Annotated in this window: 20 protein-coding genes and 1 pseudogene; 10 read left to right on the top strand and 11 right to left on the bottom strand. The window is 44.2% G+C overall.

Annotation, left to right across the window (positions count from 1 at the left end):
- The first annotated feature begins 19 nt into the window (after positions 1-19).
- From MAE_RS21410 to MAE_RS21395, 4 genes and pseudogenes are all read left to right on the top strand, one after another.
- Entirely contained in the window at positions 20-1,258 is a 1,239-nt protein-coding gene (locus tag MAE_RS21410) for an AAA family ATPase (protein ID WP_012267403.1), read from the top strand.
- A pseudogene (locus tag MAE_RS36195) lies at positions 1,255-1,764 on the top strand (hypothetical protein). The gene MAE_RS21410 and the pseudogene MAE_RS36195 overlap by 4 nt, the downstream one beginning before the upstream one ends.
- Before the next feature lie 464 nt (positions 1,765-2,228).
- Positions 2,229-4,895, top strand: a complete 2,667-nt coding sequence (gene adhE / locus MAE_RS21400; RefSeq protein WP_012267401.1) for a bifunctional acetaldehyde-CoA/alcohol dehydrogenase — start codon at positions 2,229-2,231, stop codon at positions 4,893-4,895.
- 237 nt (positions 4,896-5,132) lie between these two features.
- Positions 5,133-7,034 carry a DUF4914 family protein gene (locus MAE_RS21395; RefSeq protein WP_012267400.1) on the top strand — a complete coding sequence of 634 codons (1,902 nt, stop codon included), beginning with the start codon at positions 5,133-5,135 and terminating at the stop codon, positions 7,032-7,034.
- A 298-nt stretch (positions 7,035-7,332) separates the two neighbouring features.
- Here the strand turns inward: MAE_RS21395 and gloB are convergent, their stop codons facing one another.
- A complete protein-coding gene (gene gloB / locus MAE_RS21390) occupies positions 7,333-8,106 on the bottom strand; it encodes a hydroxyacylglutathione hydrolase (protein ID WP_012267399.1) in 774 nt (257 codons plus the stop codon).
- Between the two features lie 174 nt (positions 8,107-8,280).
- On the opposite strand from gloB, the gene MAE_RS35340 reads away from it, so the two are divergent.
- From MAE_RS35340 to MAE_RS21380, 3 genes are all read left to right on the top strand, one after another.
- The gene (locus MAE_RS35340) at positions 8,281-8,463 is read left to right on the top strand and encodes a type II toxin-antitoxin system antitoxin SocA domain-containing protein (RefSeq protein ID WP_012267398.1); all 183 of its coding nucleotides are present in this window, start codon (positions 8,281-8,283) and stop codon (positions 8,461-8,463) included.
- Between the two features lie 245 nt (positions 8,464-8,708).
- On the top strand, positions 8,709-8,939 hold the full coding sequence (locus tag MAE_RS35335; protein ID WP_012267396.1) for a hypothetical protein: 231 nt from the start codon (positions 8,709-8,711) through the stop codon (positions 8,937-8,939).
- 144 nt (positions 8,940-9,083) lie between these two features.
- The gene (locus tag MAE_RS21380) at positions 9,084-9,359 is read left to right on the top strand and encodes a hypothetical protein (RefSeq protein ID WP_002739175.1); all 276 of its coding nucleotides are present in this window, start codon (positions 9,084-9,086) and stop codon (positions 9,357-9,359) included.
- 219 nt (positions 9,360-9,578) lie between these two features.
- Here the strand turns inward: MAE_RS21380 and MAE_RS34205 are convergent, their stop codons facing one another.
- Together MAE_RS34205 and MAE_RS21375 are read right to left on the bottom strand one after the other, a co-directional pair.
- A complete protein-coding gene (locus MAE_RS34205; RefSeq protein WP_173351087.1) occupies positions 9,579-9,722 on the bottom strand; it encodes a hypothetical protein in 144 nt (47 codons plus the stop codon).
- A 115-nt stretch (positions 9,723-9,837) separates the two neighbouring features.
- Complete coding sequence (locus tag MAE_RS21375; RefSeq protein WP_012267395.1) at positions 9,838-11,688, bottom strand: polysaccharide deacetylase family protein; 1,851 nt, start codon at positions 11,686-11,688, stop codon at positions 9,838-9,840.
- Between the two features lie 447 nt (positions 11,689-12,135).
- On the opposite strand from MAE_RS21375, the gene MAE_RS21370 reads away from it, so the two are divergent.
- Positions 12,136-13,287 (top strand): NAD-dependent epimerase/dehydratase family protein, encoded by a 1,152-nt coding sequence (locus MAE_RS21370; protein WP_002797201.1) that lies wholly within the window; start codon positions 12,136-12,138, stop codon positions 13,285-13,287.
- Positions 13,288-13,388: 101 nt separating this feature from the next.
- Here MAE_RS21370 and MAE_RS21365 read toward each other — a convergent pair whose 3' ends face one another.
- The 8 genes from MAE_RS21365 to glmM form a co-directional block, all read right to left on the bottom strand.
- On the bottom strand, positions 13,389-13,883 hold the full coding sequence (locus MAE_RS21365; RefSeq protein WP_002797202.1) for a Spy/CpxP family protein refolding chaperone: 495 nt from the start codon (positions 13,881-13,883) through the stop codon (positions 13,389-13,391).
- Positions 13,884-13,903: 20 nt separating this feature from the next.
- Positions 13,904-14,278 (bottom strand): hypothetical protein, encoded by a 375-nt coding sequence (locus MAE_RS21360; RefSeq protein ID WP_012267393.1) that lies wholly within the window; start codon positions 14,276-14,278, stop codon positions 13,904-13,906.
- The gene (locus MAE_RS21355) at positions 14,278-14,862 is read right to left on the bottom strand and encodes a sigma-70 family RNA polymerase sigma factor (RefSeq protein WP_012267392.1); all 585 of its coding nucleotides are present in this window, start codon (positions 14,860-14,862) and stop codon (positions 14,278-14,280) included. Before MAE_RS21355 ends, MAE_RS21360 begins: the two co-directional genes overlap by 1 nt.
- A gap of 168 nt (positions 14,863-15,030) precedes the next feature.
- Complete coding sequence (hpsO, locus tag MAE_RS21350; RefSeq protein ID WP_012267391.1) at positions 15,031-16,200, bottom strand: hormogonium polysaccharide biosynthesis glycosyltransferase HpsO; 1,170 nt, start codon at positions 16,198-16,200, stop codon at positions 15,031-15,033.
- The gene (gene hpsN, locus MAE_RS21345) at positions 16,197-17,192 is read right to left on the bottom strand and encodes a hormogonium polysaccharide biosynthesis glycosyltransferase HpsN (RefSeq protein ID WP_002797209.1); all 996 of its coding nucleotides are present in this window, start codon (positions 17,190-17,192) and stop codon (positions 16,197-16,199) included. The genes hpsO and hpsN overlap by 4 nt, the downstream gene beginning before the upstream one ends.
- A 116-nt stretch (positions 17,193-17,308) precedes the next feature.
- A complete protein-coding gene (gene hpsL / locus MAE_RS21340) occupies positions 17,309-19,036 on the bottom strand; it encodes a hormogonium polysaccharide biosynthesis protein HpsL (protein WP_012267390.1) in 1,728 nt (575 codons plus the stop codon).
- 58 nt (positions 19,037-19,094) lie between these two features.
- Positions 19,095-20,192, bottom strand: coding sequence for an RRXRR domain-containing protein (locus MAE_RS21335; protein ID WP_012267389.1), 1,098 nt, complete (start codon positions 20,190-20,192; stop codon positions 19,095-19,097).
- 272 nt (positions 20,193-20,464) lie between these two features.
- Positions 20,465-21,904, bottom strand: a complete 1,440-nt coding sequence (gene glmM / locus MAE_RS21330) for a phosphoglucosamine mutase (RefSeq protein ID WP_012267388.1) — start codon at positions 21,902-21,904, stop codon at positions 20,465-20,467.
- Here glmM and MAE_RS34555 point away from each other — a divergent pair.
- Together MAE_RS34555 and MAE_RS21320 are read left to right on the top strand one after the other, a co-directional pair.
- Positions 21,903-22,205 (top strand): hypothetical protein, encoded by a 303-nt coding sequence (locus MAE_RS34555; RefSeq protein ID WP_012267387.1) that lies wholly within the window; start codon positions 21,903-21,905, stop codon positions 22,203-22,205. The two genes, glmM and MAE_RS34555, sit on opposite strands and share 2 nt — an antisense overlap.
- A gap of 987 nt (positions 22,206-23,192) precedes the next feature.
- The gene (locus MAE_RS21320; protein ID WP_004163326.1) at positions 23,193-24,134 is read left to right on the top strand and encodes a glycosyltransferase family 2 protein; all 942 of its coding nucleotides are present in this window, start codon (positions 23,193-23,195) and stop codon (positions 24,132-24,134) included.
- Positions 24,135-24,385: the final 251 nt, after the last annotated feature.

Below are 24,385 nucleotides of genomic sequence, written 5' to 3'. Positions count from 1 at the left end.
GTCAATCAAGGGGGTAACAATGAGCCAAATTAAAGTTAAAAACTTCGGTCCAATTAAGGCGGGTTTACTAGAAAATGATGGTTTTATCGACGTTCGGAAAGTAACGATTTTTATCGGTAATCAAGGAACTGGAAAAAGTAGCATTGCTAAATTAATATCAACATTAAGCTGGTTGGAAAAAGCTCTATATCGTGGAGATTTAGAGGAAAAATATGTGACTAAATATAATCGTTTTGTTAAATCTTTTTGTCAATACCAAAATTTAACCAATTACTTTTTACCCGAAACCCAAATTGAATACAATGGAGATGTTTATCGAATTAGTTTTGAAAATGCTAAATTATCGATCGAGCGTACTGATAATTCAAAGTATCGAGTACCAAAAATTATGTATGTACCAGCAGAGCGAAACTTTTTGAGTGCAGTAAGATGGCCAGAAAAACTCAAAGGACTGCCAGAATCATTATATACTTTCTGGGAAGAATTGGATCGCTCACAACAGGAATTATCTGGCAGTTTGACTTTGCCAGTAGGTGAGGTTAAATTGAAATTTGATAAACTCAATAGACTGGCCAAGATTGTGGGTAGTGATTATAAACTAAATCTATCAGAAGCTTCCAGTGGTTTTCAGTCTTTTGTTCCTTTATTTCTCGTTTCTCGAAATATTGCTTTATCGATTAATCGAACTCAAGAAACTTCCGGCAATGAACTCAGTGGAGAGGAGCAAAAAAGATTAAAAATGGAAATCGAGAAAATTATCTCTAATGATAATCTTTCCGATGACCTAAAAAAGGCAGCACTAGAAGTGTTATCTTCTAAATACCGCAATGAGTGTTTTGTAAATATTGTGGAAGAAATCGAGCAGAATCTATTTCCCCAATCTCAGAAAAAGATTTTATATAAATTATTTGAATTTGTCAATTTAACTCAAGGAAATAAACTCATTTTAACTACTCATAGTCCTTATATTATCAACGATCTAACCCTAGCTATCAAAGCAGATAAAGTTATCAAAAAAATCCTATCATCAGCGATTTCTAACGCCGATTATCTCCAAGAAAAGCTCAACCAAATTGTCCCGAAAGCCTCTTGTATAGGGGCAGAAGATGCTATTGTATATGAATTAACAGAGCAAGGAGAAATCCGAGAACTTGCTACATATAAGGGTTTACCTTCTGATGAAAATTATCTCAATCTTTCCCTAGGAGAGACAAATCAGCTTTTTGATGATTTACTGGAAATCGAAGAACAGTTATGAAGATCAATTTCTTTGATAAAAAATGTCAGAGTCAAACCCATCGGCATAAATTTGGAATTTGTGATCGGCCACCTCCCCCAGAAACTCCCGCTTATTTAGATACAGAAAATCCCAGGGATTGGATTGCTATTGTGGAAAACTCTCAAGAAATTGAAGTGACATTTACCGCTATTGATAAATGTATTGAAATTAGAAAAGTCGATGGTAGTGGTATGGATAAACGCTGTGATGGAATGCTGACCTATGCCAATTGTTTGATTTTTGTAGAATTAAAAGAACGAAAGGGGAAAAATTCGGGGTGGGTAGGAGACGGATAAAAGCAACTAAGAAACACAATTCGGGTATTTATTGAAAATCATGGTATAGAGGATTATTCATCTAGAAAAGCCTACATTGCCAATAACAAAAAGCCTACCTTTCAGACTTCACAAACAGAGAGGATGGAAAAATTTCGCCAAGAAACTGGGTTTAGATTAATCATTCAAAGTATCATCAAAATTGACTGATTTAATTCTCTTTGATTCGGTGGCTCTGAAGATATTGATTTTCTAGAGTTTAGAGATATCCTAGTTTGATGTTGAATCTCACCCTGAATCCGTTGCCAAGCTGTGATCAACTTTAAACTTTTCACTCAAGGAGTGCGGAATAGAACCAGCTTCTCGAACACCAGCTTGAATTTCTGGTAACTTGATCATTGAGTCTCTGTCCTCAAACTTTTTCTAGGTACTGGTCAATCCTAATTTATACTAAATCCAGTTATTAAAAACTGATTATTTATTCTCCCCTTTGCATGAGTGCCTCTTGCATGAGTGCCTGTCCTGATATGTAACCTATGCTCAATGGATTTAGGATTAGTATCCTATAATACCAATGCTTAGGAAACTATAAAGAAAATCCCAAGATTAAGCGAATCCCCTGCCGAAAAACGCTAGAGTAGAATAAAATGCCTAATTTTTTCGACAAAATTGTTATGACAGTTACCAATAGACAAGAGCTAGAAGAACTCATTCAACAAGTAAAAAAAGCTCAACAACAATTTGCCAACTATAGCCAAGAACAAGTAGATCTTATCTTCAAAAAAGCGGCATTAGCAGCTAACAACGCTCGCATTCCCCTGGCTAAAATGGCCGTACAAGAGACAGGGATGGGGGTAATAGAGGATAAAGTGATTAAAAACCATTTTGCCTCAGAAATCATCTACAACAAGTATAAACACAGCAAAACCTGCGGCATTATCGAAGAAGATAAATCCTTTGGTCTGCAAAAAATCGCCGAACCCGTGGGCATTTTAGCGGGGATCGTACCCACCACAAATCCCACCGCCACAGCCATTTTTAAAGCCCTAATTGCCCTGAAAACCCGCAACGGCATCATTTTTTCCCCCCATCCGCGAGCGAAAGACTGCACCATCGCGGCGGCCAAAATTGTCTTGGAAGCGGCCGTGAAAGCGGGTGCGCCGGCCGGTATTATTGGTTGGATCGATCAGCCATCGGTGGAACTTTCCCAAGCATTAATGCAACATCCCAGCATTAATTTAATCCTTGCTACCGGCGGTCCCGGTATGGTAAAAGCGGCCTATTCTTCGGGAAGACCTTCCTTAGGAGTCGGTGCCGGCAATACCCCCGCTTTAATTGACGAAACCGCTCACATAAAAATGGCCGTTTCCTCGATTATTCTCAGTAAAACCTTCGATAACGGCATGATTTGCGCCTCCGAACAATCGGTAATCGTTGTCGATAGCATCTATGAAGAAGTTCGACAGGAATTTATTGATCGCGGGGCCTATCTTCTTTCCCCCGAAGAAAGGGAAAAAGTCGCCGAGATTCTCCTAAAAGATGGTCATATCAACCCCGATATCGTCGGGCAACCAGTGGAAAAATTAGCCGCCATAGCGGAAATTTCTGTTCCAGAAGATACCAGGTTACTAATCGGAGAAGTAGAAAATATTGGCTTAGAGGAACCATTTTCCTACGAAAAACTCTCGCCAATTTTAGCTATGTACCGAGCGAAAGACTTTGAAGATGGGGTGAAAAAAGCCGAAAAACTGGTCTTATTTGCCGGTCGAGGTCATACGGCCGTGCTTTATACCGCACCCTCAAATCGGGAACATATTAAACGCTTTGAAGACAACGTAGAAACAGCCCGGGTATTAATTAATACCCCTTCCTCCCAGGGTGCAATTGGTGATATCTATAACTTCCGTCTCGATCCTAGTTTAACCCTCGGTTGTGGCACTTGGGGCGGTAATTCCATCAGCGAAAACGTCGAACCTACCCACCTATTAAATATTAAAACCGTGGCCGAGCGCCGGGAAAATATGCTTTGGTTCCGAGTACCACCAAAAGTATATTTTAAATACGGGGCATTACCCGTCGCTATTCGGGAATTAGCCGGCAAAAAACGGGCCTTTATTGTCACCGATAAACCTCTTTTTGACCTAGGAGTTACCGCACCTTTAGAGGAAGTTTTAGAAGAAATCGGCATCACGATTAATATCTTTTATGATGTGGAACCCGATCCTTCCCTAGAAACCGTCGAACGGGGGTTAAATGTCATTAATACCTTCAATCCCGATGTAATTATCGCTATCGGTGGCGGTTCCCCCATGGATGCCGCTAAAATTATGTGGCTACTCTACGAGCATCCAGAGATAGAATTCGAGAGCTTGGCCATGCGTTTTATGGATATCCGCAAACGAGTCTATGAATTGCCCCCTTTAGGCGAAAAAGCTCTGATGGTTTGTATTCCCACCACTTCGGGAACAGGATCAGAAGTGACTCCCTTCGCCGTCGTGACCGATCGCCGTAATAATATTAAGTATCCTCTGGCAGATTATGCCCTAACTCCCAGCATGGCAATTGTCGATCCGGAATTAGTGCTAAATATGCCGAAAAAATTAACAGCCTACGGCGGAATTGACGCTTTAACTCACGCTCTTGAGGCCTACGTCTCGGTTTTAGCCTCAGAGTACACCAATGCTCTTGCTCAAGATGCCATCCGACTGCTGTTTAAATACTTGCCCAGTTCCTATCATAACGGAGCTAAAGACCCGAAAGCGCGGGAAAAAGTCCATTATGCGGCGACAATGGCCGGAATGGCCTTCGCTAATGGCTTTTTAGGCATCTGTCACTCCATGGCCCACCAATTGGGGGCCATTTTCCACATTCCCCACGGTCTGGCCAATGCCTTGATGATTTCCCACGTCATCCTCTATAATGCCACCGATGCCCCCTTTAAACAGGCTACCTTCTCTCAGTACAAATATCCTAACGTGAAGTGGCGCTATGCCAGGATCGCTCATTCCTTGGGATTGGGAGGAGAAAGCGAGACCGAAAGTGTGGAAAGATTGGTATTAGCGATCGAATGTTTAAAACGGGAAATCGGTATTCCGGCCAGTATCAAAGAGGTAATTCCCGAAACTGAAGCCGAATTTATGGCCAAATTAGACCATTTAGCCGAACAAGCTTTCGATGATCAGTGTACCGGAGCCAATCCCCGTTATCCCCTGATCGAGGACTTAAAAACCCTGTTAATCCAAGCTTATCACGGCAATTTGCCCCTAGAGGTGGCGGTAAATGGTCACGGTGATGTCAGTCTTGCCGATTTGAAGTTAGATCCGCAACCCTTGAGCTTGTAGAGATAGATTTTGCCTTTGATCCCCCCTACCCCCTAGTAGGGTTGATTCATGAATCAACCCTACCCCTTGCCTATTGCCTATTGCCTGTCTTCATCAGTAGCCTATACTCAACGGATTTAGTATGACAGGTCTTTTGCGGCGGGTCTAATATTGATTTTTATCAACGATTAATCTAAGTTGCTCGACGGAAAGCTATATTAAGTAATAATACTTACAGCCTCATCCTGAGGAGGGAACATGGTAGTTAATCCCCTTCCCGATTTCTCGTTACCGTCAGAATTAACAGATATTCTGCAATCATGCCCGAATTTCACCCTGGCTGCAGATGTCGAACAACTAATTGAATTAGCCGTTAAAGATGCCAAAAACGGCTATCATGAAGTCGCCTATGACATCCCCAACCGAGGTAAAGTGGTGGAAGCCTTAGTGTGTCGGGTTCGCAATGGCATTAGTGCTAATTATACGGAACCGTATATGCGGCGGCGCGATCCCGATTGTATGGTCATTGGCGACGATTTGCCAACTAATAAACCGACTTTTAAGTCTCGTTTTGGTTTTGAGTTTGAAGAACTAAGACAACAGACCTTCGCGTGGTTAAAAACTCAAGAATTAGCACTTTTTACCTTTGTAGCCGGAGTCAAGGGAAAAGGCCCGGATGTTGTGGTTGTCGCCCCCGCTAACGCCGGTTTCTTCGCATTAGGGCTTTCTCTACTCCAAGGCATCGACGATCCTAGTGAAATCGGTTCTGACTTTTTACCCGGGGCGGTTCTCTATGTGGCGCCGCCGTTTCGCCATCAGGTGTTTCAAGGCAAGCAGGTGGTTGTCCATAACCGCCGTCCAGGGTTGCACGAGCTATTCAGCTACAATCTTTATCCCGGTCCTTCTGCCAAAAAAGGAATCTATGGCGTGCTGTTAGCCATGGGAGAGCAGGAAAACTGGGTGACAGCCCATGCTTCTACCGTTCAAGTGATCACCCCCTACGATAACAAAGTCACCTTTATGCATGAGGGGGCAAGTGGTGGGGGGAAAAGTGAAATGCTAGAACCGGCTCATCGCCGCCCCGATGGGAGTCTCTTATTGGGAAAAAATCTGGTCACGGGGGATGAACGCCACCTAATCTTACCCAAAACTTGCGATTTGCGTCCTGTTACCGATGACATGGCTCTCTGCCACCCCAGTCTGCGCCAGCCGAAAAATCAAGACAAACTGGCTTTAATGGATGCAGAAAACGCTTGGTTTGTGCGTCTCAATCACATTACCCATTACGGCACCGATCCCTATTTAGAAGAACTGACCATTCATCCACCCCATCCGCTTTTATTTCTCAATATCGAGGCACGGCCGGAAAGTACCGCTCTGATTTGGCAACATATCGAGGATGAGCCAGGAAAGCCCTGCCCCAATCCTCGCGTGGTCATTCCCAGAGATATCATCCCTAACGTAGTTAACGGGGCAGTTAGCGTCGATATTCGCAGTTTTGGGGTGCGCACTCCTCCTTGCACCAAGGAAAGACCGAGTTACGGCATCATCGGGCTGCTGCATCTTCTCCCCCCCGCCTTGGCTTGGTTGTGGCGGTTAGTTGCTCCTCGCGGTCATGCCAATCCCAGTATCGTCGAGAAGGAGGGGATGAGTTCCGAAGGGGTTGGCTCTTACTGGCCCTTTGCCACCGGACGGCGAGTGATTCAAGCTAATCTGATTTTGCAACAAATTCTCACCACCCCCAAAGTTCGTTACACCCTCTGTCCCAATCAGTATATTGGTGCTTGGGAAGTGGGATTCATGGCCCAGTGGATCGCACGGGAATATCTAGCCCGTCGGGGTGGCGAAAAGTTTTCTCGCCAACAGGTTGTTCCCTCCCGTTGTCCCTTGCTCGGTTACACCTTCCGCTCGATGATGGTTGAGGGACAAACTATCGGTAACTGGTTTTTCCGTGTCAACCTGCAACCAGAAGTGGGAAATGAGGCCTTTGACCGGGGGACTACGATTCTTAAAGAATTTTTTGCCGGCCAACTTCGGCAATTTCTCGAACCCGATCTCGATCCTCTGGGTAAAACAATTATTGACTGCTGCCTCTCCGATGCCAGTTTAGAAGATTACGAACGACTGATTCCCTACCCGATCATCAGCGATGAAGACTGAGAGAATTTCTCGAAATATCTCCAGGTTGATTGAGGAGCGGCTCGGAGTCTCAAAAGACAGCATCGACTAATTAGGGCTGGCTGAATAAAGCTAAAAACCTTGTTGGATAAGACTTTTGGACTTTTTTCCCCTCAAAAAGTGCCAGCCATTGCGGGGATCGGGGGAAAATTCAGGTACTTTTTCCCTGAAAATTAGGTAGTTGACCACCTCAAAACTGGTAAAACCCCACACCCCACACCCCACACCCCACACCCTGCCCCCAGGAAAAGCTTTTTCAGCAAACCCTACTTAGCCACTGCTAAAAATTATCTTTTTTCCCCCGCAGCCGTGCAAACACTTGTACTGGTTCGCTGCTATCCATGGTCATGGCCAAAGCGGGACTATCCCAGCGCAAAAAAGGATTAGTCAGCTTTTCCGTCCCCAAAATTGCCGGAATCGTGGGAAGATCTTCAGCGCGATGTTTTTCCACTTCCCGATAACGCTGTTGCAGAGCAGCATTATTAGGGTCAACTGTCAAGGCAAACTTTAAATTATTTAACGTATATTCGTGAGCGCACCAAACCCTGGTCTGGTCGGGAAGCGATCGCAATTTAGTTAAAGAAGCCACCATTTGGCCCGGTGTTCCCTCAAATAAACGACCACAACCCCCAGAAAACAGGGTATCACCACAGAATAACTCGCCGTAATCTCCGGGGTTAACCGGGGGAAAATAATAGGCAATATGAGCGCGAGTGTGGCCGGGGACAAAGAAAACCTCGGCCCAGCGACCGGCAAATTCCACCCGATCCCCCTCCTCTAAAAACAGCTGCTGGCCCGGAATGCGACCGCGATCCTCCTTTCCCCCATAAACACAAAGATGGGGATAACGATTAATTAAAGCCTGATTAGCCCCCACATGGTCGCCGTGGTGATGGGTATTGAAAATAGCGACTAAATCCACCTGTAAAGCCTCTAATCGCCTGAAAACGGGTTCAGGTTCCGCCGGATCCACCACGGCCGCGATTTTTTGCGCCGGATCGTAGAGGAGGAAAATATAATTATCGGAAAGGGCGTTAAGACGTTCGATCTCCATGGTAGAATCTTGGGCTAAGGTTTAACTCGATCATACCTATAGCAGCATCTTTCAGAAATCAGGCTAGAAGCCTCAACCACTGGGACAAAATCTTAAATATGGCCGATGTAGAATAATAACTATAATAAAAGTGTCATAAAAGTGTCATAAAAAAGCAGTGAATTTATAGTAGTTATGACGATCAAATTTCGGTTTCATCCAGAGAAAGCAGTTGAAGCCGCTGCTATACTCTTAAAGCTGCACGGCAAACCGATGAAGTATTTAGGGTTGCTGAAAATGCTCTATATAGCTGACCGTCTTGCTTTAAAAACCATGGATCAACCAATTACTGGGGATAGATATAGTCATTTCAATTAAGATTGAGAATATCAATGCCAGAGTTCATAAGGGTTTAACTGGTCTAGAGTGTATCAGACTTATCTGAAATGACTATATGTATCAATGGATTATGGACCGGTTCTCAGGGGTGTTTATAATTTGATTAAAGGACAACCCGTGGACTCTGCCTTACCCCTGTGGCCGAAATATATTTCTCTCCGGGATTCTAATTATGTTGACCTGCTGCAATATCCGGCAATGAAGAACTCTGTGAAGAAGAAGAAATGATTCTTAAACAGGTTTACAACACTTTTGGCCATCTCGATCCCTTTCATGTAGCCGAATGGACTCACGATTTACCAGAATGGAAGGATCCCCATGGTTCGGCTATTCCAATTTTAGTAGAGGATGTTTTGCGATCTATGGGTAAAACGGAGGAGGAAATCGAAGATATTAGCCAAGAAGCCCAGCGAGAAGCCTATTTAGATGGAGCTTTACCGAAAATTTTGGGTTAAAGCCCCGCCCTTTAGTGTAGGGTCGGGCGACTTTTAATTTATGGGTTGTCAACTTCAGAAGCAATTCTGTCTAAGCAAGTAATCTCTGTGAACCAAGAATCCCCGTCTTTTTAGAGCGGGAAGTGTCAAAAGGATTTTACCAAAATGTCTAACGAAACCGTTACCTATTCCCTAGAAGCTGTTCTCAAGGAAATCAAAGACAGTATTAAGGAAGTTAGCCACAAAATCGACAAAATTGACGAACGGCTAACTAAGTTAGAGGTGGGACAAGCTAAACTGACTGAGAAAGTCGATGGGATGGATAGAAGGCTCGAAAAGGTTGAGGGAACCCAGAAAAATCAGGTCTGGACGTTAATAATTCTTTTAGGAGGGGCGATCGCTACGGCATCGTGGCGCTCTTTCTTTTCTGGGAATCCTTGACCATCTATGAGTTTGCTAGTGTATGGCATTTATTTAAGTACGGGAAGCGCACCAGCAACTGTGGCGCGCTTCTGGGTTTTCTGTTGGGGGCAATCCGTTAATTTCGTTTAAAATAACTGAACTCCTGTATATAGTCATTTCAATTAAGATTGAGAATATCAATGCCAGAGTTCATAAGGGTTTAACTGGTCTAGAGTGTATCAGACTTATCTGAAATGACTATAATTCACAGTGACCTTCCTGAAGCTCTCGACTACCGGCACAAACAATTTCATCGATAATAAATTTGTAGATAGCATTTCCGACAATCACTGTCAGAACGATCGCAAGCAAGCCTTTTGTGTATTTATCTAATGCTGTCATGAGGTTTCCAAAATTTCCTTATGGGTAATTTTAAGTAATCAAAAAGGAGATGGGTATGATTAGAATCACCCAAACCGCCGCTTCAGCCGTTTTCTGGTTAGCAACTTTTTGTCCCCTAACTCCCCGCAGCACAGGAATCGGCGAAAATTACGCAGGGAATCCCCACATGATTAATGGGAACAATATAGGTTTCTGTGGGGGGAAATAAAGCGACAACGTGGGGAACGGGACGGGGAGTATAATGCACTTGCGATTGGCCCTGATAAGCGAGGGAAGTACTTGCTCCTGAATCCAACATCACCGCTTCCCGAAAGCCTGCCTGTACTAATAATTCTCCCAAAGCCATCGAATCGATCGGGTCTCTGGAAACGCCGATTACTGGCTGTCCTGCCTGATTAATCCCCCAAAAAGCCCGGTGACGCAGGGCATCAAAACCGTAAAGTGTACCAAAGGATTCCAGGGATTGTGGTTGTCCATCTTTGACTAACCAAGCGGCCGCGACAAAAGCATCCGTCACCTTGAGATCATCTCCGGCCTCCGCTGCAATTCCTTCTAGGGTATTATGACGGGCAGGATCAAAAGGAAGATAACGCACCCATCGATCGGTAATGATTACTAAAGGACGACCCTCTAACTTGTCAATTTCTCCCTCATATCCCGGAATAAAGCCGCCATTTTCGCTTAAAACCGGCCCGATCATCTGATTTGAGTCCAATTCCTTGAGAGAGAAAAAACCGCCATCTACAGCCGCGATCGCTTCTGTACCGGCGATAATTTCCTCCACTTGATAACGACTATCAGCGTGGATAGTTTTGGGAATACCGCCACTAATCAGAACAAGTGTATTACTTGAGAACTCCACTTCCCGTTTTTGGATGGTGGTGGCAAAGTTAAAACCGCCATCCCTACGGGGTAAGGGATCACCTCCCCAAGCTTGCGGGACAATTTCTCGCGTGCGCGATTGCCCAAAGCGTCCAATAGTGAGTAAATCGGGGGATTGTCCGGCAAAATGTTCATCGAGGTCATTCATCGATAAAGCCGCCCGATAACCCGCTTTTTTGACGAATTCCTTCACTCGATCGTCCGCCTTCCCTTCCGGATAGGTGAAATAATTAATCGGAATACCCAATTCTTTTTCTAAGATTTGTTTCGATTGCTTGACTTCTTGCTCCAAATCTGCATCGGATAATAACCTTAAATCCCGGGGATGACTAACACTATGGGAGACAATTTGTACTAGAGGATCGGCGGCCATTTCCTGGAGTTGTTGCCAAGTGACACTGGTTCTGCCGGTTTTTTGAGTCATTTTATGGATATAAATCGAGAAAACGGCGGGATAGTTATATTTTCTCAATAAAGGATAGACATACTGGTAATGTCCCCCATAACCATCATCAAAAGTCAATAAAACCGGTTTAGCGGGAAGGGGGATACCTGTCCGCAGATGGGAAATTAACCAATCGATACTGATAGGAGTTGCCCCGATTTCCTGCAAAAATTGAAAATGTGCCTCTAATTCGCCTGGAGTAACGTCAAAGAATACCTCTTTTTCCGGTAAAATGTCGTGATACATTAAAATCGGTACTTTTGTCTCTTGAGCGCGGGGATGAATTTCCGGCCAGGGGGCTAATTCGATCGCTGTTGTCGAGTTATTTTGCCAATTATCGAGACTAATATCGTTTTTTTGGAGAGATAGGGAAAGAATCACTCGATCGGAGAGGTTTTTATAGGTTTTACAGTCAAAAACTCTTGATATATCCTTAAAAGAACTATTTTCTCGGACATAATTTGCGCATTCCGGTTGAAACTCCCTAAAAGGTGCGGGGAGAGAATCACCCCCCACCAGAGCATTAGAACGAGGATAGAAAGAAATTGCCCAAATAATCAGACAAGTGACGATAAATGCCAAAAATCCGTATAGGGGAAACAAAGAAAACGAAGATTTTTGCCGAGCTTGCCAACGCATAAGATCAAGTAATAAAGTAAAAAGTAAAAAGTAAAAAGTAAAAAGCAGATAGTCCCTGAGTTACCGAAAAAACTGCCTTTTATCTAGATTTTTGGCTTTTGTTTTCTCGTCAGCAAAGCCCACTGATTACAAGCTGAGTTTCTCCATAATCCGTTCCCTTGTCAAGTTTTCTAGAACACCCTCATCAGTTATCAGTTATCAGTGATCAGTGATCAGATTTGAGTTTTCAGTGGACAGTGGTAATCAGTGAGCAGTTGTCAATAGACTGCCTTTATTGATTCTCCCCACACCCCCATTTCCCCATCACCCTACACCCCACACCCCACACCCTACACCCTACACCCTACACCCCACACCCCGCTATGTTCACGCAGACTAAGTTGGTAAAGCGTGACACAAAACTGCTAGAGTGAGCAAAGACGAGTATATAAACTTTACAGATATTGTATGAGAGTTTTGGTTATTGGCGGAGACGGCTATTGTGGTTGGGCAACGGCACTCCATCTATCAAATAGAGGTTACGAAGTAGGCATACTTGATAGTTTAGTTCGTCGCTATTGGGACTTACAATTAGGCTGCGATACCTTAACACCGATCGCACCCATATCTCATCGGATTCAACGCTGGCAAGATCTGACGGGAAAATCGCTCGATCTTTTTGTCGGGGATATCAATAACTACGACTTTTTGATTCAATCCCTGCGACAGTTTCAACCGGATGCGATTGTTCACTTCGGAGAACAGAGATCTGCACCCTTCTCCATGATTGATCGCGAACACGCAGTTTTAACCCAAGTTAACAACGTTGTTGGCAATTTAAACATCCTCTACGCAATGAAAGAGGAATTTCCCGAAGCGCACCTAGTGAAACTGGGAACCATGGGTGAGTATGGCACACCTAATATAGATATTGAAGAAGGCTACATCACGATCGAACATAACGGTCGTAAGGATACTTTACCCTATCCCAAACAGCCTGGTAGTATGTACCATCTCAGCAAAGTCCACGATAGCCATAATATCCATTTTGCCTGTCGGATGTGGGGTTTAAAAGCCACAGATCTCAATCAAGGGGTGGTTTATGGAGTCCTCACCGAAGAAACGGGAATGGATGAGATGTTAATTAACCGTCTCGATTACGATGGGGTTTTTGGTACTGCTTTAAACCGTTTTTGTATTCAAGCGGCGATCGGTCATCCCCTGACAGTGTACGGTAAAGGTGGTCAAACGCGGGGATTTTTAGATATCCGCGATACCGTGGGTTGTTTGGAATTAGCGATCGCTAATCCCGCTCAATCGGGGGAATTCCGCGTCTTTAACCAATTTACCGAACTGTTTAGCGTCGGTGACTTGGCACTGATGGTTAAAAAAGCTGGTTCTGCCTTAGGGTTAAATGTGGAGATTAACAATCTTGACAACCCACGCATCGAGTTAGAGGAACATTATTTCAAGGCTAAAAACACGAAATTACTCGATCTAGGCCTACAACCTCACTATCTCTCCGATTCTCTCCTCGATTCCCTCTTGAACTTCGCCACCAAATATAAAAATCGAGTAGATCTGAATCATATCCTACCAAAAGTCACTTGGAAACGATAATTTATCAGTAAATGATAAGTTGAGGATGGGGTAGTAACCCATCCTTGGCGTTTTTCTAATGTATCGGAATCAAACTCGATCTTAATCCGAACTGATGGGAATTATTGTCGCCCACAATTGCGGGAATTAGGGCAACGTTCCTGCATTAATTGGGAAAATTCCGTTCTTTGAGCGGGAGTTAACACTTGGCGAATTTCCAAAAAACTCTCAAATTGCAGGTTACTGATTTCTTGGCGATTCCGAGAGATTTGCTGATGTTTAGAACGGATATCTCGATCGGAGGCATTATTCGATAATAAACTATTTAATTCTTGTTGGTTGCTTCTCATGGTTTCTCGCAATTTTTGCATTTGTCCCCGGTATTTCTGACGAATAGCGGCAATTTTCGACTTTTGGTCATCGGTAAGGTTTAATTGTTCGATTAGTCTTTCTCGAGAATTATTCACTCGACGACTCTCAGGACGCTGGGGAGAGCTAGTTTGAGCGATAAATAGACGATCTTGGGGATAGGATAGCACAGTGGCAGTTGGGACTAGGTTAGCCGCCAGAGTTAAAGCCATGGTTGTGCCGAGAATCGAGAGAGTAGAAAGGGACATAATTGACCTCCACAAAGAAATTAAGGATTATAGGTAGAATAGGTGAGTTGAGGCTCGTTTAAGCTCATCCAAGGCGAACTATAAACGCTAGGAGCAGCAATCGGTGGAGCGATGCTATGGTTCCAACTCTCCACTAAAAAAGCTTCTAACTGCTCGTCGGAAATTTGGCCCAGTTGTGGATAAGGATGAAACCAACGATAGGAACCAACAATCAGCACCGATAAGGCAGTAATACCAGTTATCCACCCCAATAAAGGCAGGGATTTTGGGCGAGTTACCGGCCTTTCTCCCCTAATCATTTGCATTAACTGTTCTTCTTCATCTATCGGTCGAGGTGGCAGCGATGGACGATATCGACGCAGAAAATTAACCACTTTGTCATCTTCTGGGGACATTAGAGAACTCCTTGTTTTTGCAAAAATTGACCCATGGTTTTACGCGCATAATGAAGACGTGATTTCACCGTACCGAGGGGAATTTCTAAGATTTGGGCGATTTCCTTTTGGGGTAAGTCCTCTAGATCGTGAAGGACAAGGACAGCGCGATGTTCTAAACTGAGAATTTCTAACCCTTGTCGGACCACATCCTCATAATGCAATTGCATCAAATCGGGACTATCTTGGGGACGGGATTCGCTATCAAGGGAGTTTTCCTCATCAGTGCTTTTGGCCATCCTCATTTGTCTTTTGGCTAATTGTCGCCGACCATCGATCGCCACATTCCAAGTGATCCGATAAACCCAAGTGGAAAAGTATTCAGGTGAACGCAATTTCGGCAACCCGCGCCACAGTCTTAAAAATACCTCTTGGACAAAATCCTCTAGGAATTCCCTTCCACAGAGTTGATAGAGAGTAGAGCGGATTTTTGGTTGATAAAGACGGTAAAGGTGACGAAAAGCGCCCCGATCACCCCTTTGACATTTTAAGATTAACTCTCGATCGCTCACACTTGTTTGCTTCTCGGTTATCACCTCGATCATTCCCCTCACCCCTAGCTACTTGTCCCTTTAGACTAGGGGGTGCCAAGAATGGTTCATAACCAGTGATCAGTGATCAGTTATCAGTGATCAGTTGTCAGTTATCAGTTATCAGCTTTTTTCTCCCCACACCCCACACCCCACACCCCACACCCCACACCCCACTTCCCATCACCGAGGGAGTAATTGTTGATAGAAATCCAATTGTTTTTGAGCGAGGGCTTTATTAGTATAATTGGTCATTACTCTCTGATAACCCCTCTGGCCTAATTCTTGAGCGAAGCTGGGATTATCTAAGAGAGTTTGTATAGATTTAGCCAGTGCCTCCCCATCTTTTTCGGGAAAAATTAAACCCGTATCAGCAATAACAAAGGGGATTTCTCCCGAATCAGAACCAATAACAGGAACCTGACAGGCCATAGCTTCAATTAAGACATGACCGAATTGTTCTTTCCAACCGACGGCAGTTAAGGTTTTGACCTGATAGGTGATTTCTGAAGGCAAAACTAAAGTGTTCATCAGGTTAAGATAATTAACTACTTGATCGTGGGGAACACTTTCCACTATCATCAAGCGATCGCTTATTCCTACGGCTCTAGCTTCGCTGACTATTTTATCTTTCAGGATGCCCCGACCTAACAGTAATAATTTCCACTTACCTGTTAATTTAGATGCAGCTTTAATCAGCGTTAGAATGCCTTTTTCTTCCACAAAACGACCGATAAAACCAATCACGAATTCATCGTTTTCAATGCCTAAAGATCGGGCTAAATCGGGTTGCTTGCCAGGGGAAAAAAGGACTTCATCCACTCCTAATTGCGGTAAAACGGTGTATTTACCCCTGTAACCCCGTTCTTTTAAAACATCTACCCCGTCCTGATTACCGGCGATTAAACCATCGGTATTTTTCAGGTTATAAGCTTCTAACCAAGAGATGGGAAATTTAGGAGTATAGGGAAGATTCCACCAGGTAAAAAATACATTTTTAGCCTGTAGATTTAAGAGACGATTCAGAGTAATAAATTGAGCATAAGCGAGAGATTTAGAACCCTGTTCCACTTGAATAATATCAGGTCTAAATTTTTGCAATAAAGGAATTATATCAGTGCCAAAAGTTAATAAAGATTGATTATTTTGGCTAAAATTAGAGATAGGAATGACGCAGAAATTGTCGGCTATTTTCGGTTGACTTTCAATGATTTTATTTTGGACTCCTCCCGGTTGCCAACGTTGGGGAACAACAATAGTAACTTCAATATTGGGATTTAATCTTGTCAGGGCGCGCAGTTTCTCACAGTTGAGATCAACTATATATGTATGACTAGCGACTAAAATTTTCATAGATGATCTAGTTTTGTATAAATTTGGCCATCATTCCAGAGGGACTTTACTTGAGTTTTCAGAGCATCAAGAAAACCTAAACTATAAAAAATTCCCCTAGAGAGTATTTTAATCGGGGAACCACCTTTATTACAGGGAGGATTGCCAAGAACGTGACAATCAAATAATTTAGCGTAGAGTCGCAATTGTTGAGCGGGAGTGAGATTTTTCAGGGCCATCAGAAAGTGATTATGATAAAAAGTCGTCTGATAACTCAAAGAACGAGTGCTAATATCATGACAGCCGCCGGTTTCTTCCCCTAAATGAACCAGATAAGCGGTGGGATCGTACCAGACATGATAGGGAGTCTGGCGTAACCTTAAGCAAAAATCCGATTCCTCGCGCACGGCACTGCCACGAAAGCGTTCATCGAACCAAATGCCGTATTTCGTAAATATATCCTTCCGGAAAGACATATTACAGCCCCGGGCCGAGATTACCTGCTGGGGTTTAGTGGTGTGGACAAGATCGATGTAATACCAAGCAATGCCTGGATCCATGGCTTGGGGGGGTAAAAAGTCGATTTCGTAGGGTTTGCCGGTATCTGTCACCATTTTTTGGGAGTCACCCAATTTCATGCGATCGAATACCCGACCTGCCACTACACCTATCTCAGGGTTCTTGACAAAATTCTCACTATGTGCTTTGAGATAATTATCCGGTAGCCGCACATCATCATCGATAAAAAGAACGATATCGCCTTGGGTGCGACGGACTCCATAATTTCTCGCACCGGGTAAACTCGCCCAATCCAGCCGATACCAGCTAATTTTGTGCTGATTAGCCAGATTTTCCAGATAGGATTGTATGGCGGGGCTGTGGGTAGCGGTCTGGTCGATAACTAATACCTCAAAATCGGGATAATCTTGTTTGAGTAGGTCATCGAGGGTATCTTTAAGAGGCTCTTCGCGTCGATAGGTGGGTATGATCACAGAAATCGAGGGAAAATTCATAGCAGGGAATGGGGGAGTGGGGGAGTGGGGAAGTGGGGGAGTGGGGGAGTGGGGGAATGGGGGAATTTCCACTAAAACCCTAAAACCCCAACACCCTAAAACCCAACACCCATATTTCAAGCTAAAGAAACACCTTTGCGTTTAAAATTTAAGCCCTTTTTGGAGGATTTTGTGGCGGTTTCCCCCGCCAGAATTTTGGCTTCTTTTTCCTGTTTTTCGATCACGGGTAATCTAAAAATTACGCCCGCAAATATCCAGTAATAAACGCCCACAGGATCTGTATCGAGGGCATACCAATAGGGAAGATAGGCAACAAAGAGCAGCAAAACCCAATAACTACCGGCAAAACCTCGCAGAGTCGGATCTTTGAGGGAACGATAGGTGCGGAAGGCCAGATAAACTAGATGGGTCATGAATATCATGTACAAGGCAAAACCAATGTATCCCAACTCGAATAAAACTTTACTATGATAGGTTTCCACAAAGGAAATATCACCGAAAAACCTAGCAGCAGACGTGGCCACACCAAGTCCACGACCTAAAATACCGCCCTGATTACGGATAGCAAAATCCAACTGTTCTTGAAGAAAAGCGGTGGGGGGACTGCTTTGCCAACGGCTGATGGCACTATCGTAGCGTTGTTGGACAAAATCCGGGTTAAGGAAAGAAAAACCGATAGCTAGAAGTAAAGCCGAGGCAAAAATGATCGGCAAAAATCGTTTTAAGTTAGCGATTTGTCCCGTAATAATCGTCATCAGACCAATAATCATCGGTACAGCAAAGAAAGCTAATCTTTGCCCGGAGACCACTGCATTAATAAAAACTAGGGTTAAACCTACTAGGGCTGCTAGTCGCCATTTTTGGGAAATTTCACTAAAGGCACTGGCATAACAAACTACGGCACTAGAGACCAAAAACCAAGCCCAGTGCCAGGGAGAAACAAAGGTACCCGGTAGGCGGATCATATTTACTTCCGGACTATACACTAACGCCCCACCAATCAAACACCTTGCCTCTAAGTTGGCTTTGAATAGTGCCTCAGATACAAGGCCTCTAGTTCCTACACAACGACCGGTTTTCAGCATCCAGTATTGCATTAGTCCTAGAACACAACAAATAATCGCTAAAGTCACTAAAAGACGACCAAAAAATAATAGGGTCGGTTTGTCTTTGATTAAGTAATAAGTGCAGAAGATCAAGGGGACATAACCCAGCAAAACTTTAAATCCTAATATTCCTTGCAGAAAAGGCTCACTTTCCCGACAGGGAACCCGAAACAAAAAGCCGTTGCTGAAAACTCTCAGTCCTTCTACAGATGCACAAGTAGGCAGAAATTGTCTCTGTAAATTGACGGCTAATAGACAAACTACACAGAAAACAAAGATTAATAATAGGGTTGTACCTAATTGTTTGGGGACAATAATCGGTAATTGCTTTTTTCGACATTCTAAAACTAAGGCGATTAAAGCGGGTAGATAAAAGATATCTTTACTAAGCTGGAGGATTGGACTACCTCCCAACCAATAGATAATAGTGCCAGTGAAGGGGACATAGATAATAAATGCCCAAAGAGCCATGCGAGGATAGCTAAAGGAGAAAACTACTAAAATTAAGGCTAAACTTACTGCAGCTCCTATGTTGGCATCAAATAATAAGCTGAGGGGGAATCCGAGCAAAATTGCTACACAAATGGCAAAAACAATTAACCCCGTTAATTTTTGTTTCTTTTGCCTTTCTTCTTTTTTGAGGGCAAGTTTCTCTTTGATGTTAAGCGGGGGACTATCAGCTTTTGTTTGGCCCTGTTTATGCTTTTTTTTCTGGCGATCGATACTTAGTCCGGTCATTGAAAAAATGGGTCTGAAACCCGCCCTTTAGCGATAACGGAGGGCGGCTTTATATAAGTTAGCGAGAAACAATTAAACCGTTAGAACGACGAATTAACTGAATCTTGCTAACAGCTATCTGTCCCAATCGTTGACCATTGGTATCGCTTACAGATAGCTGTTTTTCGGTATCTCCACTAATATAACCAATTCCTTTGGGAGAAGAAACTAAATCTCCTTTACGGAACCCATGTCTTGTGGTAGAGCCACCATATTTACGTCGTTTACCACCTTTAGAAAAAACCATCAGGTGAAGTTGACGACGACTAATAGGAGGACGTTTGATGACAGCAAAGGGAGCGTTTGTTACTTTAACAGAACCCTTCCAATCATATCCATGTCCATTATAATTGTGGAATGGCCAATAATCTAAAAATTGAAAACAGGCAAGAGCAATGCCATCGTTAGCATGGCTTTCTGGTGATTGTTCTGCTTTATTTTTGGACTTTTCTAGTCCCAAATATTTTCTGAGATTAGAGGTTTGCCAACCAAAGCGAGTATGGACTGTTGCCAATTGAGACAGTTGCTCAATTGCCCATTTCTGTCCGACCATAACCGACGAGAAACCTTTTCCAGACTTAGCTCCTTTTCTACCGGAAGTTAAATCAACATCGGCTTTGACATACTCAAAGTAAATGTCAGTAATTGGATAGATTTTGGTTAGTTCGGAAACGACGCGAAGTTCAAGTTGACGATTAGCTCTGATTGAGGGAGCTAATTTTCCTTGTTTTCTATTTGAGAATCGTTGTTGTCGATGCGCTCTTAGATTAAAAGAAAGTTGGCGGTTAATCCGTCTTTTTCTACGTCCTCTTCGCATTAACCGTCTATTGTCCATGCGCTCTTTTACTCGTTTAAAAGGAAGTTCTAAGTGAGCCTTCCAAAGAGTAAAAAGAGAGGATTGAACGCCAATTCCAGAGAATAATTGACCCGGGTCAATACCAATGGCAATCGGTTGGGTTTTACTATCGGAAGGTTCATCGATTAGCTGGACATAGAAAATACCTAAGTCGTTGAATTTACCGATAGCTTTTCCTTCTTTAATCCACCGTCTGGCCCGACTGGGTTTAGTGGGCATCAACGACTTTCCGTCTTTTGAGATAACAGGAACTCTTGCCATGGAGATAATCCTTAAGAGTAAAGTTAAAGTCCCTTTCCGCAACACAATCAAGATGTCTTGTCTAACAACGCTTTACCAATAAAGCCGAGAGGGAATCCGAACTAGGGAAGTATTCGGAGGTCTGTGCCAGATTGTGTCTCGATGCGGTAGTCTCTACTTGCGTCGCCTAAATTGGTCTAGGCAAGCTCCGTCGCTTTTAGGGCGGGGTTAGTGACAATTATCCCTTGCTACGCTAGGCTAAGGGCATTATAATCCCTGTCCCCCTCGATCGACTACAAAAGATAGCTTCGCACCGCTGCCACTAGCCTTTCTGTCCAAAAATTGGCTAATTCTAGGGTTTCTGCTTCCACCATCACCCGAATTAAGGGTTCTGTCCCGGAAGCGCGCACCAAAATTCTGCCTTTTTCTGCCATAGCTGTCTCAGCTTTGCGGATTTCTCGCCGCAAAGGTTCACATTGCTGCCAATTACGTCGCACTTCTCTATCTTCCACCCGCACATTGCGTAAAATCTGCGGATAGGTGACAAAGCTATGATCGACTAAGTTAGCCAAGGAAACCGCCGATTTCTGCACTAAAGCCGCTAAATGTAGGGCGGTTTGCATTCCATCCCCAGAAACCCCGTAATGATGGCAGAGGATATGACCAGATTGTTCACCCCCTAGCATGGCTCCAGTTTCCCACATTTGCGCCTGAACGTGCTGATCGCCCACGGCAGTCCGCAAGAATTGACCCCCCAGTTTTTGCCAAGCGCGTTCAAAACCTAAATTAGCCATCACCGTTGCTACTAATAACCCATCGGGTAGCTGTCCGGCTTCTAAGAGGGAACGACCCCAAAAATAGAGGATATAATCGCCATCTACTACTCTACCTTGACTATCCACGGCCAGGACTCGATCGGCATCGCCATCGAAGGCAAACCCTAAATCCGCTTGCTGATTAATCACCGCCGCCTGTAAGCTTTCTAAATGGGTAGAACCACAATTAACGTTAATGCGATCGCCGTCGGCTCGATCGTGTAGGCAGATAACTTCCGCCCCCACGGTTTGGAATACTAAAGGTGCTAGGTTAACGGCTGCCCCCCAAGCTAGATCTAAAACTATTTTTAATCCCGATAGGTTAATATCCGTCCCGACGGAAGCAATCACAGCTTGATAGTATTTTTGGATTAATTCGGGACAAAAAGTCGCTTTTCCCCAATTTACTGAGTTATCCGCTAATTCTAAATTGCCTCTTAAACCCGCTTCTATCTGTCCGGCTAAAGTGCCGGATAATTTTAAACCGCTGCTGTCAAAAAATTTAATGCCGTTATCTTCGGGAGGATTATGACTGGCAGAAATCATGATCCCACCCATCGCTTCGCTTTCTCTGGTTAAATAGGCGACGCAGGGAGTGGGACATAATCCCAGTTGCCAGACTTCTATTCCCGCCCAAGTTAAACCCGCAGTGATAGCATTGGCTAACATATCACTGGAATTACGGGAATCTTGACCGATAATTATCGGTTTGGTGACACCAGCCTGATTTTTTAATACCTGTCCCGCCCAAAATCCGATTTGTAGCGCTAGGGGGGCAGTTAATAATTCTCCCACTTGGCCGCGAATTCCGTCCGTGCCAAACAGGGGAGATGGCGGTAATTCGATTAAACCCGCTAAGGATAACAGGGGATGCGATCGAGCTTTTTGCCCATTTTGATAAGATAGAGAAGCTACCATGGCCGATTCCATTCCTCACACGACACAATCAGAGGATAACATGATCACCGATTTTTTAAAATCAATGTTCCCAGTTGACCTTAATCCTCCTTCCGGGGTTCCTTACATAGGGTGTGGGGAGATGGGGAGATGGGGTGTGGGTTATGGGGTGTGGGGTGTGGGGTGTGGGGTGTGGGGTGTGGGGTGTGGGGTGTGGGGAGATGGGGAAATGGGGAAATGGGGAGATAGGGAAATGGGGAGATGGGGTGGTGGGGTGTGGGGTGTAGGGTGTAGGGTGTGGTGTGTGGGGTGTAGGGTGTAGGGTGTGGGGTGTAGGGTGTGGGGTGTAGGGTGTAGGGTGTGGTGCGATTCGTTGGCTAGAAACTAGACAGTAAGACGTTTAGAGGATTAGCCGCTTGGTAAATGTAGTACCTTGATAACTTTATAACCCTACAGGTGCGGGTTAGTAATAACCTTAGTCCTGTCCTCTAGATGCCTAGAGTGACGGCATTTCCTGCTGCTTTAGACTTGGTACATCTGAGGTAGTGAGCGAGGAAAAAAAAGCGGTATCTGATAGCCTAAATCAGAAACCCGTTGAGCCAGAACCTATGGATAGCCCTGGGGCGAAGATACGAATTAACCATCGTCAACACCCACGAGCCAAAAGGCTGACAGGCTCGAAACAAAAGTTAACAGAGTTGGGGCTGATAGCTCATACCACTATCAGTAAGGCATTCCCGTTACTCTGTTGTGGACAGTATCATCCTAAGGGTTCAACCAATGGTTATAGGGAACGAAGTAACCCTGATTGACTCTGCCCGTTCGGGGCAGTAGGAAACCATCCGCAAGTCAATAGAGGGAGAGGATGTCCTTAAAAGCCAAGGCTTTGAGTAATATCAAAGATATGCTGACAAAGGACGGGTAACTAGGAAGTCTAAGCAACAATCAACGGTCATATACGCCCTAAAACCAACAATCTTGTCTGGTGGGGATACAGCCAAGAGGGTTGAATAGACAAGGAAATAATAATTCCCATTATTATTCTACTAATGACAGTAGCCTAGTTACTCAGGAGCCGGATACGGCGAAAGTCGTAAGTCCGGTTTTGAAGCAGGGGGTGGGAAGGCGACTTCCTGCTCTACTGTAACGTGTGTGGGGAGATGGGGAGAATAAATAAAAATAGTCTCCTCAATCCTGTCTCCTCAATCCTGTCTCCTGAATCCTGAACGAAGATTGTTGGTTTTTGCAGGAGGTCTAATCAAGGAACCGAGGTTATTTGGTAAGCTAAAACGGTAATCTTGACCCCCGAATGCCCGTGCTGATCAGTGTTGTCATCCCTACCTACAATCGCCAAGCAATTTTAAAAAAATGTTTACTAGCCCTAGAAAATCAGCGTTTAACCGATAATAAGGTGGAAAACTACGAAATAGTCCTTGTCGATGATGGCTCTACCGATGCGACGATCGCTTGGCTAGAAAGTCAAAAGGCTAATTTACCCCATCTGCAACTGTGGCAACAGGATCACGGCGGACCGGCGCTCGCTAGGAATCTGGGGGTAGAAAAAGCTAGTGGTGATACGATTATTTTTATCGATAGCGATCTGGTAGTGACAGAAAATTTTTTGCAAGCCCACGCCGACGCTTTAACCGCCGGGGCAGCAAGTCTCAGCAGCGATCGCTTATTTACCTACGGCAGTGTCATTAATACCTGTAACTTCGAGCATCCCACCAGTGAACCCTATAAAATCACCGATTTCTCCGCCGCCTATTTTGCCACGGGCAACGTGGCGATCGCTAAAAAATGGTTATTAGCGGCGGGATTATTTGATACCCAGTTTCAACTCTACGGTTGGGAAGATTTGGAATTAGGGGTGAGATTGAAGCAATTAGGACTAAAATTAATCAAATGTCCTGAAGCCGTCGGTTATCATTGGCATCCCCCCTTTAATCTCGCTCAAATTCCCAATCTCATCGATAAGGAAATTCAACGAGGACGAATGGGAGTGCTTTTTTATCAAAAACATCCCACCTGGGAAGTGCGGATGATGATTCAAATGACTTGGATTCATCGACTGTTGTGGGGTTTACTTTCCCTAGGGGGAACCCTGAATGAACGCAGCCTCTCCCCTCTGTTACAATGGTTGATCGATCGAGGTAAACCGCAATTAGCCCTAGAAATTGCCCGCATTTTTCTCAATTGGTACAACGTGCGCGGCGTTTATCAAGCTTATCGGGAAATACAGCTTCAGTGAAATGTCTTGCCGAACACTACCGACGGCGTTTCTCACAAAGACGAGGTATGACTGGATTTGACATCGACAACCGACTCCCTAAAACCAGAGACTTTGTACCTCACCATCGAGATAACTGCCCTAAGGGTGAACATTTGCCGATAAAAAACTGAATATTTGCTTTCTTTTTCTGATAATTGCTGCCACAATCAAAAGCAATCGGCATAGAGAGCGGCGGAAAACACTGACCACATTTGCCCCTTGTGAATTAT

It is taken from the genome of Microcystis aeruginosa NIES-843, from assembly GCF_000010625.1.
In the GTDB taxonomy this organism is placed as follows: Bacteria; Cyanobacteriota; Cyanobacteriia; order Cyanobacteriales; family Microcystaceae; genus Microcystis; species Microcystis aeruginosa.
This window is presented reverse-complemented; position numbering and strand designations above follow the sequence as displayed.